This window comes from Caballeronia catudaia, assembly GCF_001544755.2.
GTDB lineage: Bacteria > Pseudomonadota > Gammaproteobacteria > Burkholderiales > Burkholderiaceae > Caballeronia > Caballeronia catudaia.
Window position 1 is genome coordinate 59,625 of record NZ_FCOF02000020.1, and the last position, 14,739, is coordinate 74,363.

The 14,739-nt window shown below is 66.1% G+C and carries 16 protein-coding genes; 3 read left to right on the top strand and 13 right to left on the bottom strand.

Translation table 11 applies throughout. The annotated features are described in order from the left end of the window. The first annotated feature begins 36 nt into the window (after positions 1-36). On the top strand, positions 37-1,524 hold the full coding sequence (locus AWB75_RS21175) for a lytic polysaccharide monooxygenase (RefSeq protein WP_159462794.1): 1,488 nt from the start codon (positions 37-39) through the stop codon (positions 1,522-1,524). A gap of 102 nt (positions 1,525-1,626) precedes the next feature. Here the strand turns inward: AWB75_RS21175 and AWB75_RS21180 are convergent, their stop codons facing one another. Continuing rightward, on the bottom strand, positions 1,627-2,487 hold the full coding sequence (locus AWB75_RS21180; RefSeq protein WP_061126029.1) for a 2OG-Fe(II) oxygenase: 861 nt from the start codon (positions 2,485-2,487) through the stop codon (positions 1,627-1,629). A gap of 254 nt (positions 2,488-2,741) precedes the next feature. On the opposite strand from AWB75_RS21180, the gene AWB75_RS38150 reads away from it, so the two are divergent. After that, on the top strand, positions 2,742-3,095 hold the full coding sequence (locus tag AWB75_RS38150; RefSeq protein ID WP_200823011.1) for a hypothetical protein: 354 nt from the start codon (positions 2,742-2,744) through the stop codon (positions 3,093-3,095). 47 nt (positions 3,096-3,142) lie between these two features. Next, the gene (locus tag AWB75_RS38155) at positions 3,143-3,667 is read left to right on the top strand and encodes a lytic transglycosylase domain-containing protein (RefSeq protein WP_200823012.1); all 525 of its coding nucleotides are present in this window, start codon (positions 3,143-3,145) and stop codon (positions 3,665-3,667) included. A gap of 33 nt (positions 3,668-3,700) precedes the next feature. Here the strand turns inward: AWB75_RS38155 and AWB75_RS21190 are convergent, their stop codons facing one another. From AWB75_RS21190 to gspG, 12 genes are read right to left on the bottom strand one after another with little or no spacing between them, the layout of a single operon-like run. Beyond that, positions 3,701-5,620, bottom strand: a complete 1,920-nt coding sequence (locus AWB75_RS21190) for a glycoside hydrolase family 19 protein (protein ID WP_096031698.1) — start codon at positions 5,618-5,620, stop codon at positions 3,701-3,703. A gap of 30 nt (positions 5,621-5,650) precedes the next feature. Continuing rightward, positions 5,651-6,091, bottom strand: coding sequence for a hypothetical protein (locus AWB75_RS21205; protein ID WP_061126032.1), 441 nt, complete (start codon positions 6,089-6,091; stop codon positions 5,651-5,653). A gap of 37 nt (positions 6,092-6,128) precedes the next feature. Beyond that, positions 6,129-6,506, bottom strand: a complete 378-nt coding sequence (locus AWB75_RS21210) for a type II secretion system protein (RefSeq protein ID WP_061126082.1) — start codon at positions 6,504-6,506, stop codon at positions 6,129-6,131. 5 nt (positions 6,507-6,511) lie between these two features. Continuing rightward, on the bottom strand, positions 6,512-6,979 hold the full coding sequence (locus AWB75_RS21215; RefSeq protein ID WP_061126033.1) for a type II secretion system protein: 468 nt from the start codon (positions 6,977-6,979) through the stop codon (positions 6,512-6,514). Positions 6,980-7,003: 24 nt separating this feature from the next. Next, positions 7,004-8,953 (bottom strand): secretin N-terminal domain-containing protein, encoded by a 1,950-nt coding sequence (locus AWB75_RS21220; protein WP_061126034.1) that lies wholly within the window; start codon positions 8,951-8,953, stop codon positions 7,004-7,006. Next, entirely contained in the window at positions 8,950-9,507 is a 558-nt protein-coding gene (locus tag AWB75_RS21225) for a hypothetical protein (protein WP_061126035.1), read from the bottom strand. The genes AWB75_RS21220 and AWB75_RS21225 overlap by 4 nt, the downstream gene beginning before the upstream one ends. Then, positions 9,504-10,025 (bottom strand): hypothetical protein, encoded by a 522-nt coding sequence (locus tag AWB75_RS21230; RefSeq protein ID WP_061126036.1) that lies wholly within the window; start codon positions 10,023-10,025, stop codon positions 9,504-9,506. The genes AWB75_RS21225 and AWB75_RS21230 overlap by 4 nt, the downstream gene beginning before the upstream one ends. Beyond that, positions 10,022-10,615, bottom strand: a complete 594-nt coding sequence (locus AWB75_RS21235; RefSeq protein WP_061126037.1) for a hypothetical protein — start codon at positions 10,613-10,615, stop codon at positions 10,022-10,024. The genes AWB75_RS21230 and AWB75_RS21235 overlap by 4 nt, the downstream gene beginning before the upstream one ends. Further along, a complete protein-coding gene (locus tag AWB75_RS21240; protein WP_061126038.1) occupies positions 10,612-11,421 on the bottom strand; it encodes a hypothetical protein in 810 nt (269 codons plus the stop codon). The genes AWB75_RS21235 and AWB75_RS21240 overlap by 4 nt, the downstream gene beginning before the upstream one ends. A gap of 3 nt (positions 11,422-11,424) precedes the next feature. Further along, entirely contained in the window at positions 11,425-13,071 is a 1,647-nt protein-coding gene (locus tag AWB75_RS21245; protein ID WP_061126039.1) for a GspE/PulE family protein, read from the bottom strand. 4 nt (positions 13,072-13,075) lie between these two features. Further along, on the bottom strand, positions 13,076-14,260 hold the full coding sequence (locus AWB75_RS21250; RefSeq protein WP_061126083.1) for a type II secretion system F family protein: 1,185 nt from the start codon (positions 14,258-14,260) through the stop codon (positions 13,076-13,078). Between the two features lie 17 nt (positions 14,261-14,277). After that, a complete protein-coding gene (gspG, locus tag AWB75_RS21255; RefSeq protein ID WP_061126040.1) occupies positions 14,278-14,739 on the bottom strand; it encodes a type II secretion system major pseudopilin GspG in 462 nt (153 codons plus the stop codon).

The following is a 14,739-nucleotide window of genomic DNA, read 5'->3' on the forward strand; positions in this document are numbered from 1 at the left end:
ACAATGGGCGATTGCGTTTTCGCGAAGGAGGCTCGCATGTTTGCCGCAAAGAAGAAGTTAATTGCAGCGCTGGTTCCCTTGACGATGCCGCCCGCCGTATGGGCGCATGGCTCGATGGAAACACCGATCAGCCGGATCTATTCGTGTTTTCTCGAAGGAGCGGAAACGCCCAAGTCCGCTGCGTGCAAGGCCGCGGTGGACCTCACGGGGCCGCAGTTTCTTTACGACTGGTCCGGCGTGAACCAACTTCCCAACGGCGATCACAAGGCGTTCGTGCCCGATGGAACGCTCTGCGGCGGCAACAAGAGCAATTATCGCGGGCTCGATCTTCCGCGCGGCGACTGGACCGCCACGCCGATTTCTCCCGATCTCAGCGGCAACTATCAGTTTGTCTGGTATGCCACCGCGCCGCACGTGACGCGGTATTTCCAGATCTACATGACGTCGGACGGTTACGACTTCAATCAACCGTTGAAATGGTCGGATCTCGATAGCAAGCCGTTTTGCGAAGTCACGAGCGTCACGCTCGAGAACCAGCGCTACAAGATCAACTGCAAGCTGCCGGCCGGCAAGACGGGCAGGCGCGTGCTTTATGCGATCTGGCAGCGCAACGACAGCGCCGAGGCGTTCTATTCGTGCAGCGATGTGATCATCAACGCGTCGAAGACGACGTGGCGCGAGGTACGTCCGATTCCGACGACGGCGACGAATCAGCCGGCCGGCATGAAGATCACGCTGCGTGTGTTCGACAAGGACGGGCACGATGTCGAATCGATCACTTACACGGTGACGTCGCAGACGACGGAAGCAGCCGCATGGGTGTATGCACTCGCGCAGAAAATCAATACCGAAGGGAAGCACGTGCGCGTCGGGCTCATCGACAACAACTCGAACATCGTCGCGCAAAAGGATATGGCGGCGAATCGGATTTACGTCGACGGGGCGCAGGACTACAACTTCGCGATGGACTACACCGGCGCACCGACCCCCGCACCGGCCCCGACGCCTGCGCCCACGCCGACACCCGCGCCGACCCCAACGCCCACGCCCACGCCCACGCCGACACCCACGCCGACGCCAGCGCCGACACCCACGCCCACGCCCACACCCACGCCGGTGCCCACGCCAGCTCCAACACCCGCGCCGACCCCAACTCCAACGCCCACACCCGCGCCAACACCGAGCGCGGGCGGGACCTGCGCGGTCGCCTGGCAAGCGGGCACGGTCTACAAGACGAAGGAAACGGCATCGGTCAACGGCCGCAACTACAGCGCGCGTTGGGAAAACACCGATGATCCGTCGCGCAACTCGGGCAGCGGCAAATCCTGGCAGGACCTCGGCGCGTGTTCAGGCGAGACGACAATGGCGTGCGCACCGGCGTGGTCGAGCGGCAAGACCTACGCCACCGCCGGCACGAGCGTCAGCTACAGCGGCGCCAACTATCGCAACAAGTGGTGGAGCGCGGGCGTCAATCCGGCCAGCAACTCGGACGGCGCCTGGGAAAAAACAGGGCCCTGCAAATGAAAGAGCGCACGCGCTGCGCCGGCCGCGCTTCGGTGCAGCGCTTCGCCCATGAATCCGATCGCGACATGGCGCGCGGCGGACTTTCGGCAACGAAGAGCGCCGTCACGCTTGCGCCCGAAAGCGCCCGCGGCGTATCCACTTCGTCGCGATCCATTTTTCGCCGCGCTCGACGGGGGTGCCGGCATGCAAGGTCCTGGGATCGGTCTGGCCGAGTTCGTTCACGTACTCGAAGTACAACGCCGCGCCGCGCCGCGGATGGATGGTCAGGCCGATGTCCGGGAACGTCGTGTCGCCGCCTTGCTCCACTTCGTTCAGGTAAAGAATCAGCGTTGCAACGCGCTGTCCGCCACGCTGCATGTGGTGTTTGCTGCCCGCCTGCTCTTCGGGAAAGTAGTCGAAATGCGGGCGATACTCACCGCCGACGCCGTATCGCAGGATATGCAGATCCTCGCCGTTTTCGACCGGCTGCTGCACGAGCTCGGCGAGCCGGCGATCGATGGTCGCGACGAGCGCATCGGTCGATCCGTTGACGAACGCGCCTTCGCTCTTGCGCGCCTCGATCAGCACTTCGCTGCCCGAATCGGGATCGACCACGGACGAGCGCTGCACGCATTCGCGGCCGACTTCGATCAGCCTGTCGCATTCCTCGTCGCTCAACACGTCGCAGAGCAGCGCGACGACCGGCTCCTCGCAACTGAAGAGTTTCTGCGCGGCGCGGTCGCTCGCGGCGAGCACGCGGCCGGGCGGAAGCATCGGCTTGCCGTACAGATAGTCGCCCGCTGCCTCTTCGTCCTGTCCGATATCGTCGCCCGCGATATGGCGGGCAAGGATCGAGCGCGCGGTATTGGGATGGAACGCGTTGGCGATCATCGCGTCGATCAGCGATTGATGCGTGCATCCGCGGCGGATGTTGTCGTCGAGCCAGGTCTTCCATGCGGCGTCGAAGCGGGGATTCGTGCTCATGGCGGCTTCGCAAGTGGTCGGAAATCGGTTTGCCGGAATGCGTCGTCGTGGCGCTTCATATGACGGCGCGCAAAGAGTCCGCCTTCATGGAAGCACAGCGCAGCGCGAAAGACAACGGCACGGTTGAAACAAACGCGCGCACTGTTGTGCGCACCGGCGCGCATTCTTCATGGCGCCGCGCGGGAAGCGAACTATGCTTCGATGAGACGCGCGGCCTCTTCACAGAATGCTGCCGTTTCCCGAAGGTTCGAGCCATGCGAAACCAAGCGTTGATCGTTCTGCCCGCTGCGCGCCGTTGCATCGGCCTGGCGCTCGCGTGCGCATGGCTCACGCTCGCGAATCCCGCGCGCGCGGCGTCGATGCTCAGGTGCGAAGGCGACGACGACTCGGTGAGCTATGTCAGCGCGGGCAACGGCAACGCCCACTGCAGCCGCCTGAGCATGCTCTGGCAATGGAGGCCGCCCGCTTCGGCATCCGGCGCGCAAACGGGCGGGACGACGCCGGAGAGCCGCCGCGCCGTCGCGGTCCAGCCCGCCGCCATCGGACCGCTCGACGGCGCCAACACGGCGCTGCCGCTCGGCGCGCCGCGCCGCGCCGCGCCAGCCTGACGCGACGTGAAGCGGCGACGCGCATCTACAGCTACATCGAAGACGGCGTGCGGCACTACCTCACGCGAATGCCGGAGGGCGCGCCGCGCGACGTGACGGTGATCCAGTTGCAATTCATCGAGACGTGCAATCTGTGCGCGCCCGATACGCCCGTGAACGTCGCGGCGTTGCTGCTCGACAGGCGCGCGTATCGACAGGAGATCGATGCGAATGCGGCCGCGTTCGGCGTCGACAGCGCGCTCGTGCGGGCCGTGATTCACGCGGAGTCGGCGTATCGGGCGAATGCGCTCTCGCGCGCGGGCGCGCAGGGACTCATGCAACTGATGCCATCGACGGCGCTGCGCTTTGGCGTCGGCGATCCCTTCGATGCCGCGCAGAACATCCGCGGCGGGGTGCAATATCTGTCGTGGCTGCTCAGGCGCTTCGGCAACGATCTCGATCGCGCGCTCGCCGCCTACAACAGCGGCGAGGCGGCCGTCGACCGTTACGACGGCGTGCCGCCCTATGCCGAAACCAAAACCTACGTCGCGCGCGTCAAGGCGCTGACGGAACGCTATCGCGCCGACCGCTGAGCGGCCGGCGCGCGATCGTCGTCCGCGCCGCGCTCACTTCGTGTTGTCGACTTCGACCTTGCCGTTGAGTTCCACCTTGCCGCGGAAGAAGTAATCGGTGCAGGCCTTGTAATCGCCCGGCAAGAGCAGCGAGAAGGGCATCTGATAATCGACGATCTTGCAGCCGGTCGCGGGCTTGCCGTTGACCCACGAATAGTCCTTGTCGAGATACGCCTTGATCGCCGCCGCCGATCCTTCCTGGAAGCCGCGCATGTTGGCGCAGCCAAGCGGCTCGTCGCCGGGAACCGGCACGTTGAGCTCCCTCGCGAACTCCTTGTAGGCGTTGATGCGGTTCGTCACCTGCGGTTTTTCGGCGCCGCCGCCGCCGCATTCGATCCCGCCGTTGATGATGTACACCGTCGCGCCGAAGCCCGGCTTCATGTTGTTGCCGAGATCGACGCTGTTGGGCTTCCAGGTGCCGTCGATGGCCCAGGTCATCGGCGGCTTCGGCGTTTGCGGCGTCACCGCGAACCACACCGCCGACGCGAAGTTCAGCCAGGTATCCGCGACGTTGCCCGGGTTGTCGAGCAGCACGTTCACATCGCCGTAGAGCGCCTGCGAGAACGGGCCGAAGTTGTAGTTCCAGGAGAGTTGCTTGGAGCCTCGTCCGAAGTAGTCGAGATACTTGCCCTGGGCATTCTTCGCGCACGGATAGAAGATCCAGTTGGTCGCATGCGAGCCAGGCACGCACTGCTGATATGCGCCGACGGCGGAGCCTTCCTCGTAGCCCGATTCGCGCAGGAACCACAATGCCTGTTGCCAGAAGGGAACCGCGGTGTTCTGCGGCATCGTGGCGAGCACGGCGTTGTTGTGATCCGCATTGATGCGCGCCTGCGCGGGCGTCAGCGACGGCCAGTTGGCGCCCGTTTCCTGCGTGAAATGCGCGAAGGACGTGGCGAGCAGCTTGCGGCAAATCGCGACGGCGTCGCGTCCGTCGGTGTAATCGCCGCAATAGGCCGGGAACTTGGCGATGCCGCGCAGGAAGTTCACGTACGAATACTTGACGTGCCGCACGGGGAAGAACTTGTCGAACTGCGCTTCCGACACGATCGTTTCGACCCGCCTCACATTCGACGGGTTCGCCGCGCGGCCGGGCACGACCGCGTTGACGTCGGTATCGGGGAGTACGCGCTGCGCGTCACGCAGGAGCGCGATGAGCGGACCGTTCGCCTGATCGACGAGCGCCTTCTCGGATGCGGCGAACTGCGCGGCGGTGGGATAGCCCGCGGGTTCGGGGATGTACGTGATCTTCGGTTTGTAGGATGCGGGCGAGGGCGTTGGGGTTGGTGCGGGCGTTGGCGTCGGTGTTGGCGCGGGAGTTGGTGTCGGCGTCGGGGTCGGTGTTGGCGTGGGCGTCGGTGTTGGTGCCGGGGCAGGCGTCGGCACAGGCACAGGCGTAGGCGCGGGTGTAGGCGCTCCGCCCGAGCACGCCCCGAGATCCTCCCACACACCGTAAGCACCGGATTGCGCGGGGTTATCGCCTTGCGTCCACCACTTGTTTCGATAGTTGCGCCCGTTGTATGTCACGCGCGTTCCTGCGGCGGCATAGGCTTGCGTCGCTGACCATGCTGCGTAACAGCTCGATGGTGTCGGTGTGGGCGTCGGTGTTGGTGCTGGTGTTGGCGTCGGTGCTGGCGTCGGTGTTGGCGTCGGCGTCGGCGCAGGCGCAGGCGCAGGCGTTCCACCCGCCGCGCCGACATCCTTCCACAGCGTCGGCGTATTCGACGGCGTCCATCCCGCGCCCGGATACGCCGTGTGCGTCTGCAACGCCTGATAAACGCGCCCGTTGTACGTCACCTTCGCGCCGGACGAATAGGTCCTGCCTTCGCTCCACGCTTCCTGCGCGAGCGTCACGCTGGCGTGCAGCACCAGCACGGCCGGAAGCAGCGCCAGTCTTCTGCGAATCGATAACATTTCAGATCCTCCGCGCAAGATCGACTCGCGCTATCGCCGGTTCATACTTCGCTCCGGAAAGTTGGTGAACTTCCAGTCCTGATACGTCGGCTTCAACGCGAAGCTGGCGTAGTCATCGGGAAAGCCGTCCTTCTTGAGCGGCTCCTGCGTGGACGAGCTGTACACGCCGTACAGCTCGCCGCCCGGGCCGCGCTCCGTGAGCCAGTCGCCATGCGTCATCGGATCGGAATACGCTTCGCGCAAGAAGCGCCGCACGAACGACACGCGCGGATCGTGCAGCAGATCGTCGAAGCTCTTCGGATACGCGCCGCTCTGATCCGCCTGCACATACGCGACGATCGCGCGCCGAATGGCGTCGCCTCGGCGCAGCAGCTCTTCTTCCCTCGCGCGCTGCACCTGCGTCGACCACACGGTGCCGACTTCCATCAGATAGATGCCGATGAGCGCCACGCACACCAGCGCCCACAACATGCCGAAGCCGCGCTGCCTCGAAGCGCGCGCAAGTCGTCTACCAACTGCTGTAGTCCGTGCCATCTTTTCCCTTGCCTTTCGCGCCGCTGCGCACGTTGTAGACGCCGGGCGTGCCGTCGCCGGGCTGCTCGGTCGTCCATGCCGTGCGGCTTTGCGCGACGGGGTCCATCGGTATTTCGCGCAGATAGCGCTTCTGCACGAGCTCGTCGAGCGTTTGCGGATAGCGCCCCTGATCCGCCCGGAAGTGGTCGATGGAATCGCGCATCGCCGCCAGGTTCTGATGCAGCACGGTTTCCTTCGCCTTGTCCGCCTGGCCGAAATAGCGCGGCACCACGAGCGTGAGCAGCGTCGCGATGATCGCCAGCACCACCAGCAGTTCAATCAGCGTGAACGCACGCCGCGCTTTCTTCCACATCGCATTCACCATTTACGATAAGGAATGCCGTTGAGCCCCGTTCCTTCGGATAACGAATGGATGTCATAGACATCGTTGCCTTCGCTCGGCGAATCCGGCGGGCTCGCATAGCTGCGCTTGCCCCAGGTCTGCTCGTCCGAGCGGCTCGGGCAATCGCACAGCGGATCGCGCGGAACACGCCGCAGGAAATAGATTCGCGCGCCGCTCGGATTGGTTTTGTCGACGACGCCTTCCACCAGCGTGTCCAGGCGGGGCGGATATCCCGTATCGCCCGCTGAACGATTGAACTTGCCGGCGTCGCCGGCCGCTTTATAGGCATCGATGGCATCGCGGATACTCCAGAGCGCGCGCCGCAGCTCGTCTTCCTTCTGGCGTTGCGCGGCGACCTGCACGAGCGGCGCGGCCACGGTCGCCAGAACCGCGAGGATCGCGAGCGTGACCAGCATCTCGATGATCGTGAAGCCTCGTTGCATGGCGTGCGGCCCGCATGATGTGCGTCAGGGTTGTGTGTTCGGCGGCGTCTCGCCGCCGGGCGGCTGCTGCGGCGCGACGGGCGGCATCACCGCGACGGGCGGCGGCAGCGGCGCGGGCGCGGGCATCGGCGGGGGCGGGGGCGGGGGCGGCAGCGAACGCGCGGGCGGTGCGCCGGCGCCCGCGGGCGCCATGCGCGCGCGCTCGCTGGTCGACACGACATCGCGTTCGGTCGTGATGCGGGTTTCCGTCCCGGAATCGAAGAGCATGACGTTGCCCGCCGGCGTCGCCTGGTTGCGCACGATGCGCGGCGTCAGCAACAGCACCAGCTCGGTCTGATGCTGGTCGTTCGCGCGCGTGCCGAAGATGCGGTCGAACACCGGAATGCGGCTCAGGCCCGGCCATCCCGAGCCCGTCGCGCGCTCGTTGCGCTGGAGCAGGCCCGCGAGCATCTGGGTTTCGTTGTTGCGCACGCTCATCACGGTATCCGCCGAGCGCGTGCCGATCTGATACGCGACGAGGCCGGTCGATGTCGTGATCGTGTCCGTCACGTTCGACACTTCCATGTGCAGCTTCACCTGCACTTCGTCGCTGCCGGCGATCACGGGCGCGACTTCGAGCGTCAGCCCGACATCCTGGTAGTTGATGCTTTCCGTGCTGAAGTTGCTGGAGAGCGTCGTCGTCACGACCGGCAGCCGGTCGCCGATCAGCACCTTCGCCTTCTCGCGATTCCTCACGCGGATGCTCGGATTCGCGAGCGTCTTGGTCTTGCCCTGGCTTTGCAGGAAGTTGACGCCGACCGGCCCGATGCGCACCAGCACGTCGCCGCTGTTGAGGTGGCCGAGTTGTTCGAGCGTCAGCGTGCCGGTTTCGCGCGGGGTGTCGTTCGGATTTTGCGGCGCCGGCTGCAGCGCGAAGGTGGCGCCGTTCGGCCAGTTGATGCCCATGTTGAGCAGATCCGACGACGTCACTTCGAGAATCTGCGCATCGATGACGACTTCGGCAGGCGCCACATCGAGCGCCTTGATGATGCGTTCGGCGACTTTCACGGTGTCCGCCGAGTCGCGCATGATGATGCCGTTGGTGCGCTCGTCGAGCACGGCGTCGCGCGTCTTGACCATCTGCTTGAGCACGGCGAGCACCTGCGCCGCCTGCGCGTTGTCCAGATAGAACGTGCGCACGACGAGGTCCTTGTATTCGGTTTCCTTGTCCGGGCGCTTCGGATAGATCAGCACCGAGTTGCCGCTCACGACCTTGCTCGCGAGCTGATTGGCTTGCAGCACCATCGAGAGCACCTGCTTCACCGGCGTATTGCTCGCGAAGATGGTCGTCGGCGCGGCGGCCTGCACGTCGCGGTCGAACGTGAAGTTGAGCCCCGTGATGTTCGACACCAGCTCGAAGATGCTGATGAGCGGCTGGTCGCGGAACTGCACCGTGATCGGCTGATCCAGATTCTTGTCGAGTTTCGGCGCGAGATCCTGTCCCTTCGGCGTGACGAGCATGTCGCGCAGACGTGCGGCGCGGGCGTTGTCGGGCTGCTTCGCGAGCACGTCGTTGACGATGCCGAGCGCTTCCTGCGGCTGGTCGAGATAAATTGTGCCCGCATACTGCACGGCCGCGTCGATCGGCGCCTGCTTCTCGATCCAGTCGATCATGCCGCTGGCGGTGTCGTCGCCGGGCGCGGCCTCCTGCGCCTTGCGCGCCCACGCGAGCGCCTGCGCGGAATCGCCCGCGCGGTACGCGACCGTCGCGCGGTTCAGATATTCGACCTCCAGGCGCCGCCGCAAGCTCAGATACCAGCTTCGTATTTCGAGGTCGTCGGGATATTGCACGGTCTGTTGCGCGAGCAGTTCGAGCTGCGCGTCGGGCGGCATGTTCGACAGCGTGTTTTCCAGTCCCTTGCGGTGCATTTCGCTCGCGCACGCCGTCATGAGCAAAAGCACGGTCAGGACCGTCAAGTTCTTGAGCCGCCTCATTTCAGTTCTCCGAGCGCGAGCGTTTGCCGGCGCTTCAACGGCAGGTAAATGAACCGCACTTCCTTCCGGTTGATGTCCTCGATCCTGTATGCGTTGAGAATCACATCGCCCTTTTTCAGGAAATTCTTCTTCTGGCAGTTGGCGCACAGCGTGAACTCGCGCCCGGTCCCGGAGAGCAGCACGTAGAACACGCCGTCCTGATCCAGCCAGAGCGAGCGGACCGCGAACGGCAGCGGCGGCGGCTCGGGCGGCGGCGGCGGTTTGGGCGGCGTGAGCGGCGCCGGCGGCGGTGGCGGAGGAGGCGGCTGCCAGTTCTGGCTCGGGAAGATATCGACGGCGGCGGGGCGCTGCGCGTCTGCCGTCTCGACGGCGCTCGCGGCCGGCGCGCTGGCCGCCGCCGGCGCTTTCGGCACGGCCCGCGCCGGCGCGGGCGCTTCGGGCGCTTCGGCCGGCTCGCCGCGGAAGTATGTGTACAGGATCAGACCGAGCGCGACCACGAGCAGCCCGAGAACCGGCCGCGACACTTTCAGGCTGCGCACGTCGAGCCCGCTCATTTCGACGCCTCGACGAGAAAGGAGCACTGCAGGCGCACTTCGAGCTGTGTCGTGCCGATGTTCGGACGCGATATCGCGAGGCGCTCGCAGCGCAGTCCTGGCATCGTGCGCAATTCGGAGATGAAAACGCGAAACTGCATGTACGTGCTCGTGAAGTTCGTCTCGACGACATAGCGCTTCAACGGCGAGTCCTTGTCCTGCGCCGCGCTCTGATACGTGATCTGCGGCAGCGCGATGTCGTTCTTCGCGGCGATCGCATGCAGGCTGTGCAGGAAGATGAAATAGCGCTGCTCGGCGCTCACGGGCGCGACCGCTTCGTCGGGCGAGGGCGGCGGCGGCTGTTTCAACGTGGCGGCGCGCGCATCGAGATCGGCTTCGCGCGCGGCGATGTCCGCGCGCAGAGGAAGCATCTGCACGAGCGCGATCACCGCCGACGCGCCGAACAGCAGCACCGCCAGCACGCCGAAGATGCCGAGCCGCCATTGCGCGCGGCGCAGTTCCCACAGGAGGCGGCTCATTTCGGCGCTCCACCGGGCGGCGCGGTGGGTGCGCCTTCGGAGGCGGCTGCGGACGCGCCCGCGACCGGCTGCCCGAAGAACGGCCGCCACGTCACCTGGAGACTCGTCTCCACCGACTTCACAGGCGGCCCCGGCTTTTCGGTCTGCCGCTTCACGGCGACGCTTTCGGTGCCCGGCTGAGCCTGAAGCCAGTCGGCGTAGGAGAGCGCTTCCTGCGCCGAGCGCGTCTCGAACTGCATGTTGATCGTTCGCGACGCCGGCGCGATATCGAGCGAAAGCAGGGCGATGCCCGGATTCCATCCGCCTTCGACGAGCGCGCGCGCCGGCTCGGCCGCGTAGCGCTGCTGCGCCATCAGCTGCGCGGCTTGCGCATCGCCCGAATGACGATGCGCATTGCTGATGGTCCTGAACTTCTGCTCCTGCTTCGCGATCGCGCTCTCGCGCTGGTCGAGCGCTTCGCCCTGTTCCGTGAGCGTGTCGAGATACTGCATCGTCAGTATGAGCGCGACGATGCCGGCCGCGAGCGCGATCAAGCCCGGCGCGGCGTCTGGCCGGTTCGCGCGGTGCAGGTTCAGGGCGGGCGCTTTCATGACGATGCGTCCCAGGGGGCGGCAAGCCACTGCGTCCGAGAGCGGTCCGCGATCCATCGGTCCGCCGCGCCCGGCCCGATCACGTAGTGGCGCTCGGGCGCATCGATGGCGCACAGCGCGAGCGCGTCGCGCCAGAGATCGTCGAGCGTGCCGGGCACGGGCAGCGCGACGAAGCCGGTCCAGCCGCCGCCGCGCCGGAAGCCGATATGCGCGAGCGCCGCCGCGCCCGCGGTTTCCTCGAGCTCGGCAATCGCGATCGCGCCATCGCGGATGCGCCGCGCGTGTTGGCCGAGCGCGAACGTGTAGCCCGGCACGATGCCGCCGAGCTGCAGCTTGCGTGTTTTGCACAGGCGCTCGATGCCCGCGCAGAGCGCTTCGGGCATCGCGGCGGCGAGGCGGCCCCGTCCCCACGCGCCGTCGGCGACGGCGTAGCGCCACGGCTCCGCGCCCGCGCCCCACTGAACCGCCTGCATGCGCGCGACCGACACCCAGTCTTCCGGCTTCGGCAGCGGCTGCCACGGCAGCGCGTGATAGCGCGCGAACGGCGCGCCGACGATCACGCGCAAGGTGTGCAAGCCGGGACGCGCGGGCCTGGGCGCGAGCGCCTCGATCGCTTTCAGCGCGGCGGCGACATCGCCTGAAGGGGAGAGCGGCGTGGCTATCGGCAAACCCGGCGACGAATTTAGCGTGCGCGCGCGTTCGCCGTCGAGCCAGATCGTCGCGCGGCTCATCATCGTCGATGCCGTGCTCATCGACGGCAGCCTTGCCGTTTTCAACGCGCCGAGCCGGTCCGATAGGCGCGACATCGCTCAGGCCTCGACCATCGTCACGCGATTGACTTCCGCGAGCGTCGTGCGGCCATCGGCGACGGCGCGCAGCGCAATCTGCCTGATCGGTACGAAACCGCTCGCATACGCGAGCGCCTTCAGTTCCATGATCGGCCGCCGCTCGACGAAGCATTGCTTGATCGCATCGTTGAGGCGCAGCACTTCCGCGATCGGCTGACGCCCGAGATAGCCCGTGCGCCGGCAGGCATCGCAGCCCGCGCCTTTGCGAAAACGCCAGTCGGCGACCTGTTCCGGCGTGAGTCCCGAAGCGCGCAACGTCGCTTCGTCGGGCGGCGTGTCGTCGCGCACGCAACGCGGGCAGTTCTTGCGCATGAGGCGCTGCGCGACCGCGCCGAGCAGCGCATCGACGAAGCTGTGCATGTCGACGCCCATGTGCAGGAAACGGTCGAGCACGGAAAACACGTTGTTCGCGTGCACGGAAGTCAGCACGAGGTGGCCGGTCAACGCGGCCTGCACGGCGATGCCCGCGGTCTCGCCATCGCGGATTTCGCCGACGAGAATCTTGTCCGGATCGTGGCGCAGGATCGAGCGCAAGCCGCGCGCGAAGGTCAGGCCCTTCTTGTCGTTGATCGGGATTTGCAGCACGCCCGGCAGCTCGTATTCGACCGGGTCTTCGATCGTGATGATTTTTTCGTCGCCGGTGTTGATCTCGGTGAGCGTCGCGTAGAGCGTCGTCGATTTGCCCGAGCCGGTCGGCCCGGTCACGAGCAGAAGGCCGTACGGCTCGTGCGCGATCGCGCGGATCGCATCGACGATCTCCGGCTCGTGGCCGATCGCGTCGAGCCGGAGCGTGGTGGCGCCGGCCTCGCCGCGCTGCTTGTCGAGCACGCGCAGCACCGCGTCCTCGCCGTGTATCGACGGCATGATCGACACGCGAAAATCGATTTCGCGCTGACTGATGACCGCCTTGAAGCGCCCGTCCTGCGGAATGCGCCGCTCGCCGATGTCGAGATCGGCCATCACCTTCAGCCGCGACAGGACCTGCTCGGCCGTATCGACGCCCGGCGCGGACGCGGTCTCCTGCAACACGCCGTCGATGCGGTACTTGATGACGAGCCCCGCCGCCGTGCTCTCGATATGAATGTCCGACGCGCGCGCCTTCAGCGCGTCGTACAGCGACGAGTTCACGAGCCGGATCACGGGATGCACGTCGGCTGCGAGCGTCGCAAGCGTGATCTCGACGCCCGCTTCGCTCGTCGCCGCCGATTTCGTATCGACGCTGATGTGCGTGAGCGCCTGATGCGCCGACTCGTGCAGCGCGAGATACGCCATCAGTTCGGCCGGCACGCAGAACGCGAACGCGAAGGGCTTCTTCACGCGCTGCATCGTCCAGGCGCGCAGGTTCGGATCGAAGGGATCGGCGAGGACGAGCCACAGGCGCGCATCGCTTCCCGCGGCGAGCAGGCAGCGGCGCGACATCGCTTCGCCGAAGGGCAGGAGATCGAAACGCGGCTCGAGCGTTTCGAGCGCATCGGCGTCGAATCCGGTGAGGCCGATCGCCTGCGTGACGCTCTTCAGATAGTCGGCGGGATCGTGCGCGGCGTCGTCCCAGAACTGCTGCTGTTTCGGGCGCTGCGCGCGGACGGGTGTTTCGGTCGGCTGTTCCATGATTTCAACCCACGCTTCCGGCAAGCTGAAAAATCGGCATGTAGAGCAGAAAGATGATCGTCCCGACGATGCCGCCCACGACCAGCATCAGCACCGGCTCGACGACGCGCATCAGCGTGTCGATCGCGCGATCCAGCTCCTCGTCGCAGAATTCGGCCGAGCGCGTGACCATGCCCGCGAGCTCGCCGCTCTGCTCGCCGACGCGGATCAGCCGCTCCGCGACGGGCGTCGTCAGATTCGCGGCGGGCAGCGCGCCGGACAGCGGCTTGCCCGCGCGGATTTCGTCGAGCGCCTGGGCGAGCGCGGCCTGCATCTGTGCTGGCAGCAGTTGCGCGGACAGTTCCATCGACGCGACCATCGACATGCCGCCCGCGAGCAAAAGCCCGAGCGTGCGGTAGAAGCGCGTCAACGCGAAGAGGCGCTGATAATCGGCGAGTTTCGGCAGGCTCAGAAATGCCGCGAAAAGCCTGCCGCGCACGTTCGGATTTTTCAGCGACCAGAGCCCGCCCGCGATCACGGCGAACAGCCCGGCGAGCAGCACGCCGCCGTGCGCTTCCACGAGATTTCCCCACGCGAGCATCATGCGCACGGTGAAGGGCATGTCCTTCATGGTCGCGAAGACCTGGCTGAACTTCGGCACGACGTAGAACGCCATGAACAGGATGATCAACGCGCCCACCGCGATGACGATCGACGGATACACCATCGACGAAATGACCTTCTTGCGCACCGCCGCGAGCCGCGCGTCGTACTGGTGATAGCGCTTGAGCGCCTCGGCGAGGTGACCGGTCTGCTCGGCCGAGGCGACCGTCGCGACATAGAGCGGCGGAAAGTGCTCGGTCTGACGCTCGAGCGCGCGCGACAGCGGCTCGCCTTCATAAAGCGCGTCGACGATCTTCTGCAGCACCGTCCGGTTGAGGCCTTCCTTGCTCTTGTCGCGCAGCGTCTCGACGGTTTCGACGAGGCTCAGGCCCGCTTCGAGCAACGCGATCAGCTCCTGGGTGAAGAGCGCGCGCTCGAACACCGGCTTCCTGAACGACAGCGCCAATGTCTTCTTGCCGACGGGCGTCGCCTCGATCAGCGAAAGTCCCATCGCGGCCACGCTCTGGCGCAACTGCGCTTCGTCGGCGGCGTCGAGATCCAGTTCCTGCGGGCCGCTGTCGGTGTCGACACGAACGCGATATCGCATGACGGCCGCCGCGCACGTCATTTGGCGACGATGTCCGCGTCCTCGCCGCTTCCGCCCGGTTTGCCGTCGGCGCCGTAGGTCATCAGGTCATAGTCTTTGCCGCCTTCGCCAGGCGAGCGATAGATATAAGGCTTGCCCCACGGATCGTTCGGGATCTGGCTGCTCATGTAGGGGCCGTCCCAGCCGGCCGTGTTGCCGACGTTGGTCATCAGCGCGGCGAGTCCGGCGTCGGTGCCGGGATAGCGGCCCGTGTCGAGCCGGTATCGATCGAGCGCGCTTTCGATGCCCTTCATCTGCGAGGCCGCCGTCTTGCTGCGCGCCTTGCCCACTTCGCCGAAGAGCTTCGGCCCGACGTAGCCCGCCAGCAGCGCGATGATGAGCAGAACGACCAGCAATTCGAGCAAGGTGAAAGCGCGCCGGCGCAGCCCGATGCCGCGCCGCCCGAGCCGTGCCTTCGATACGGACAATCGTTCGTGCAT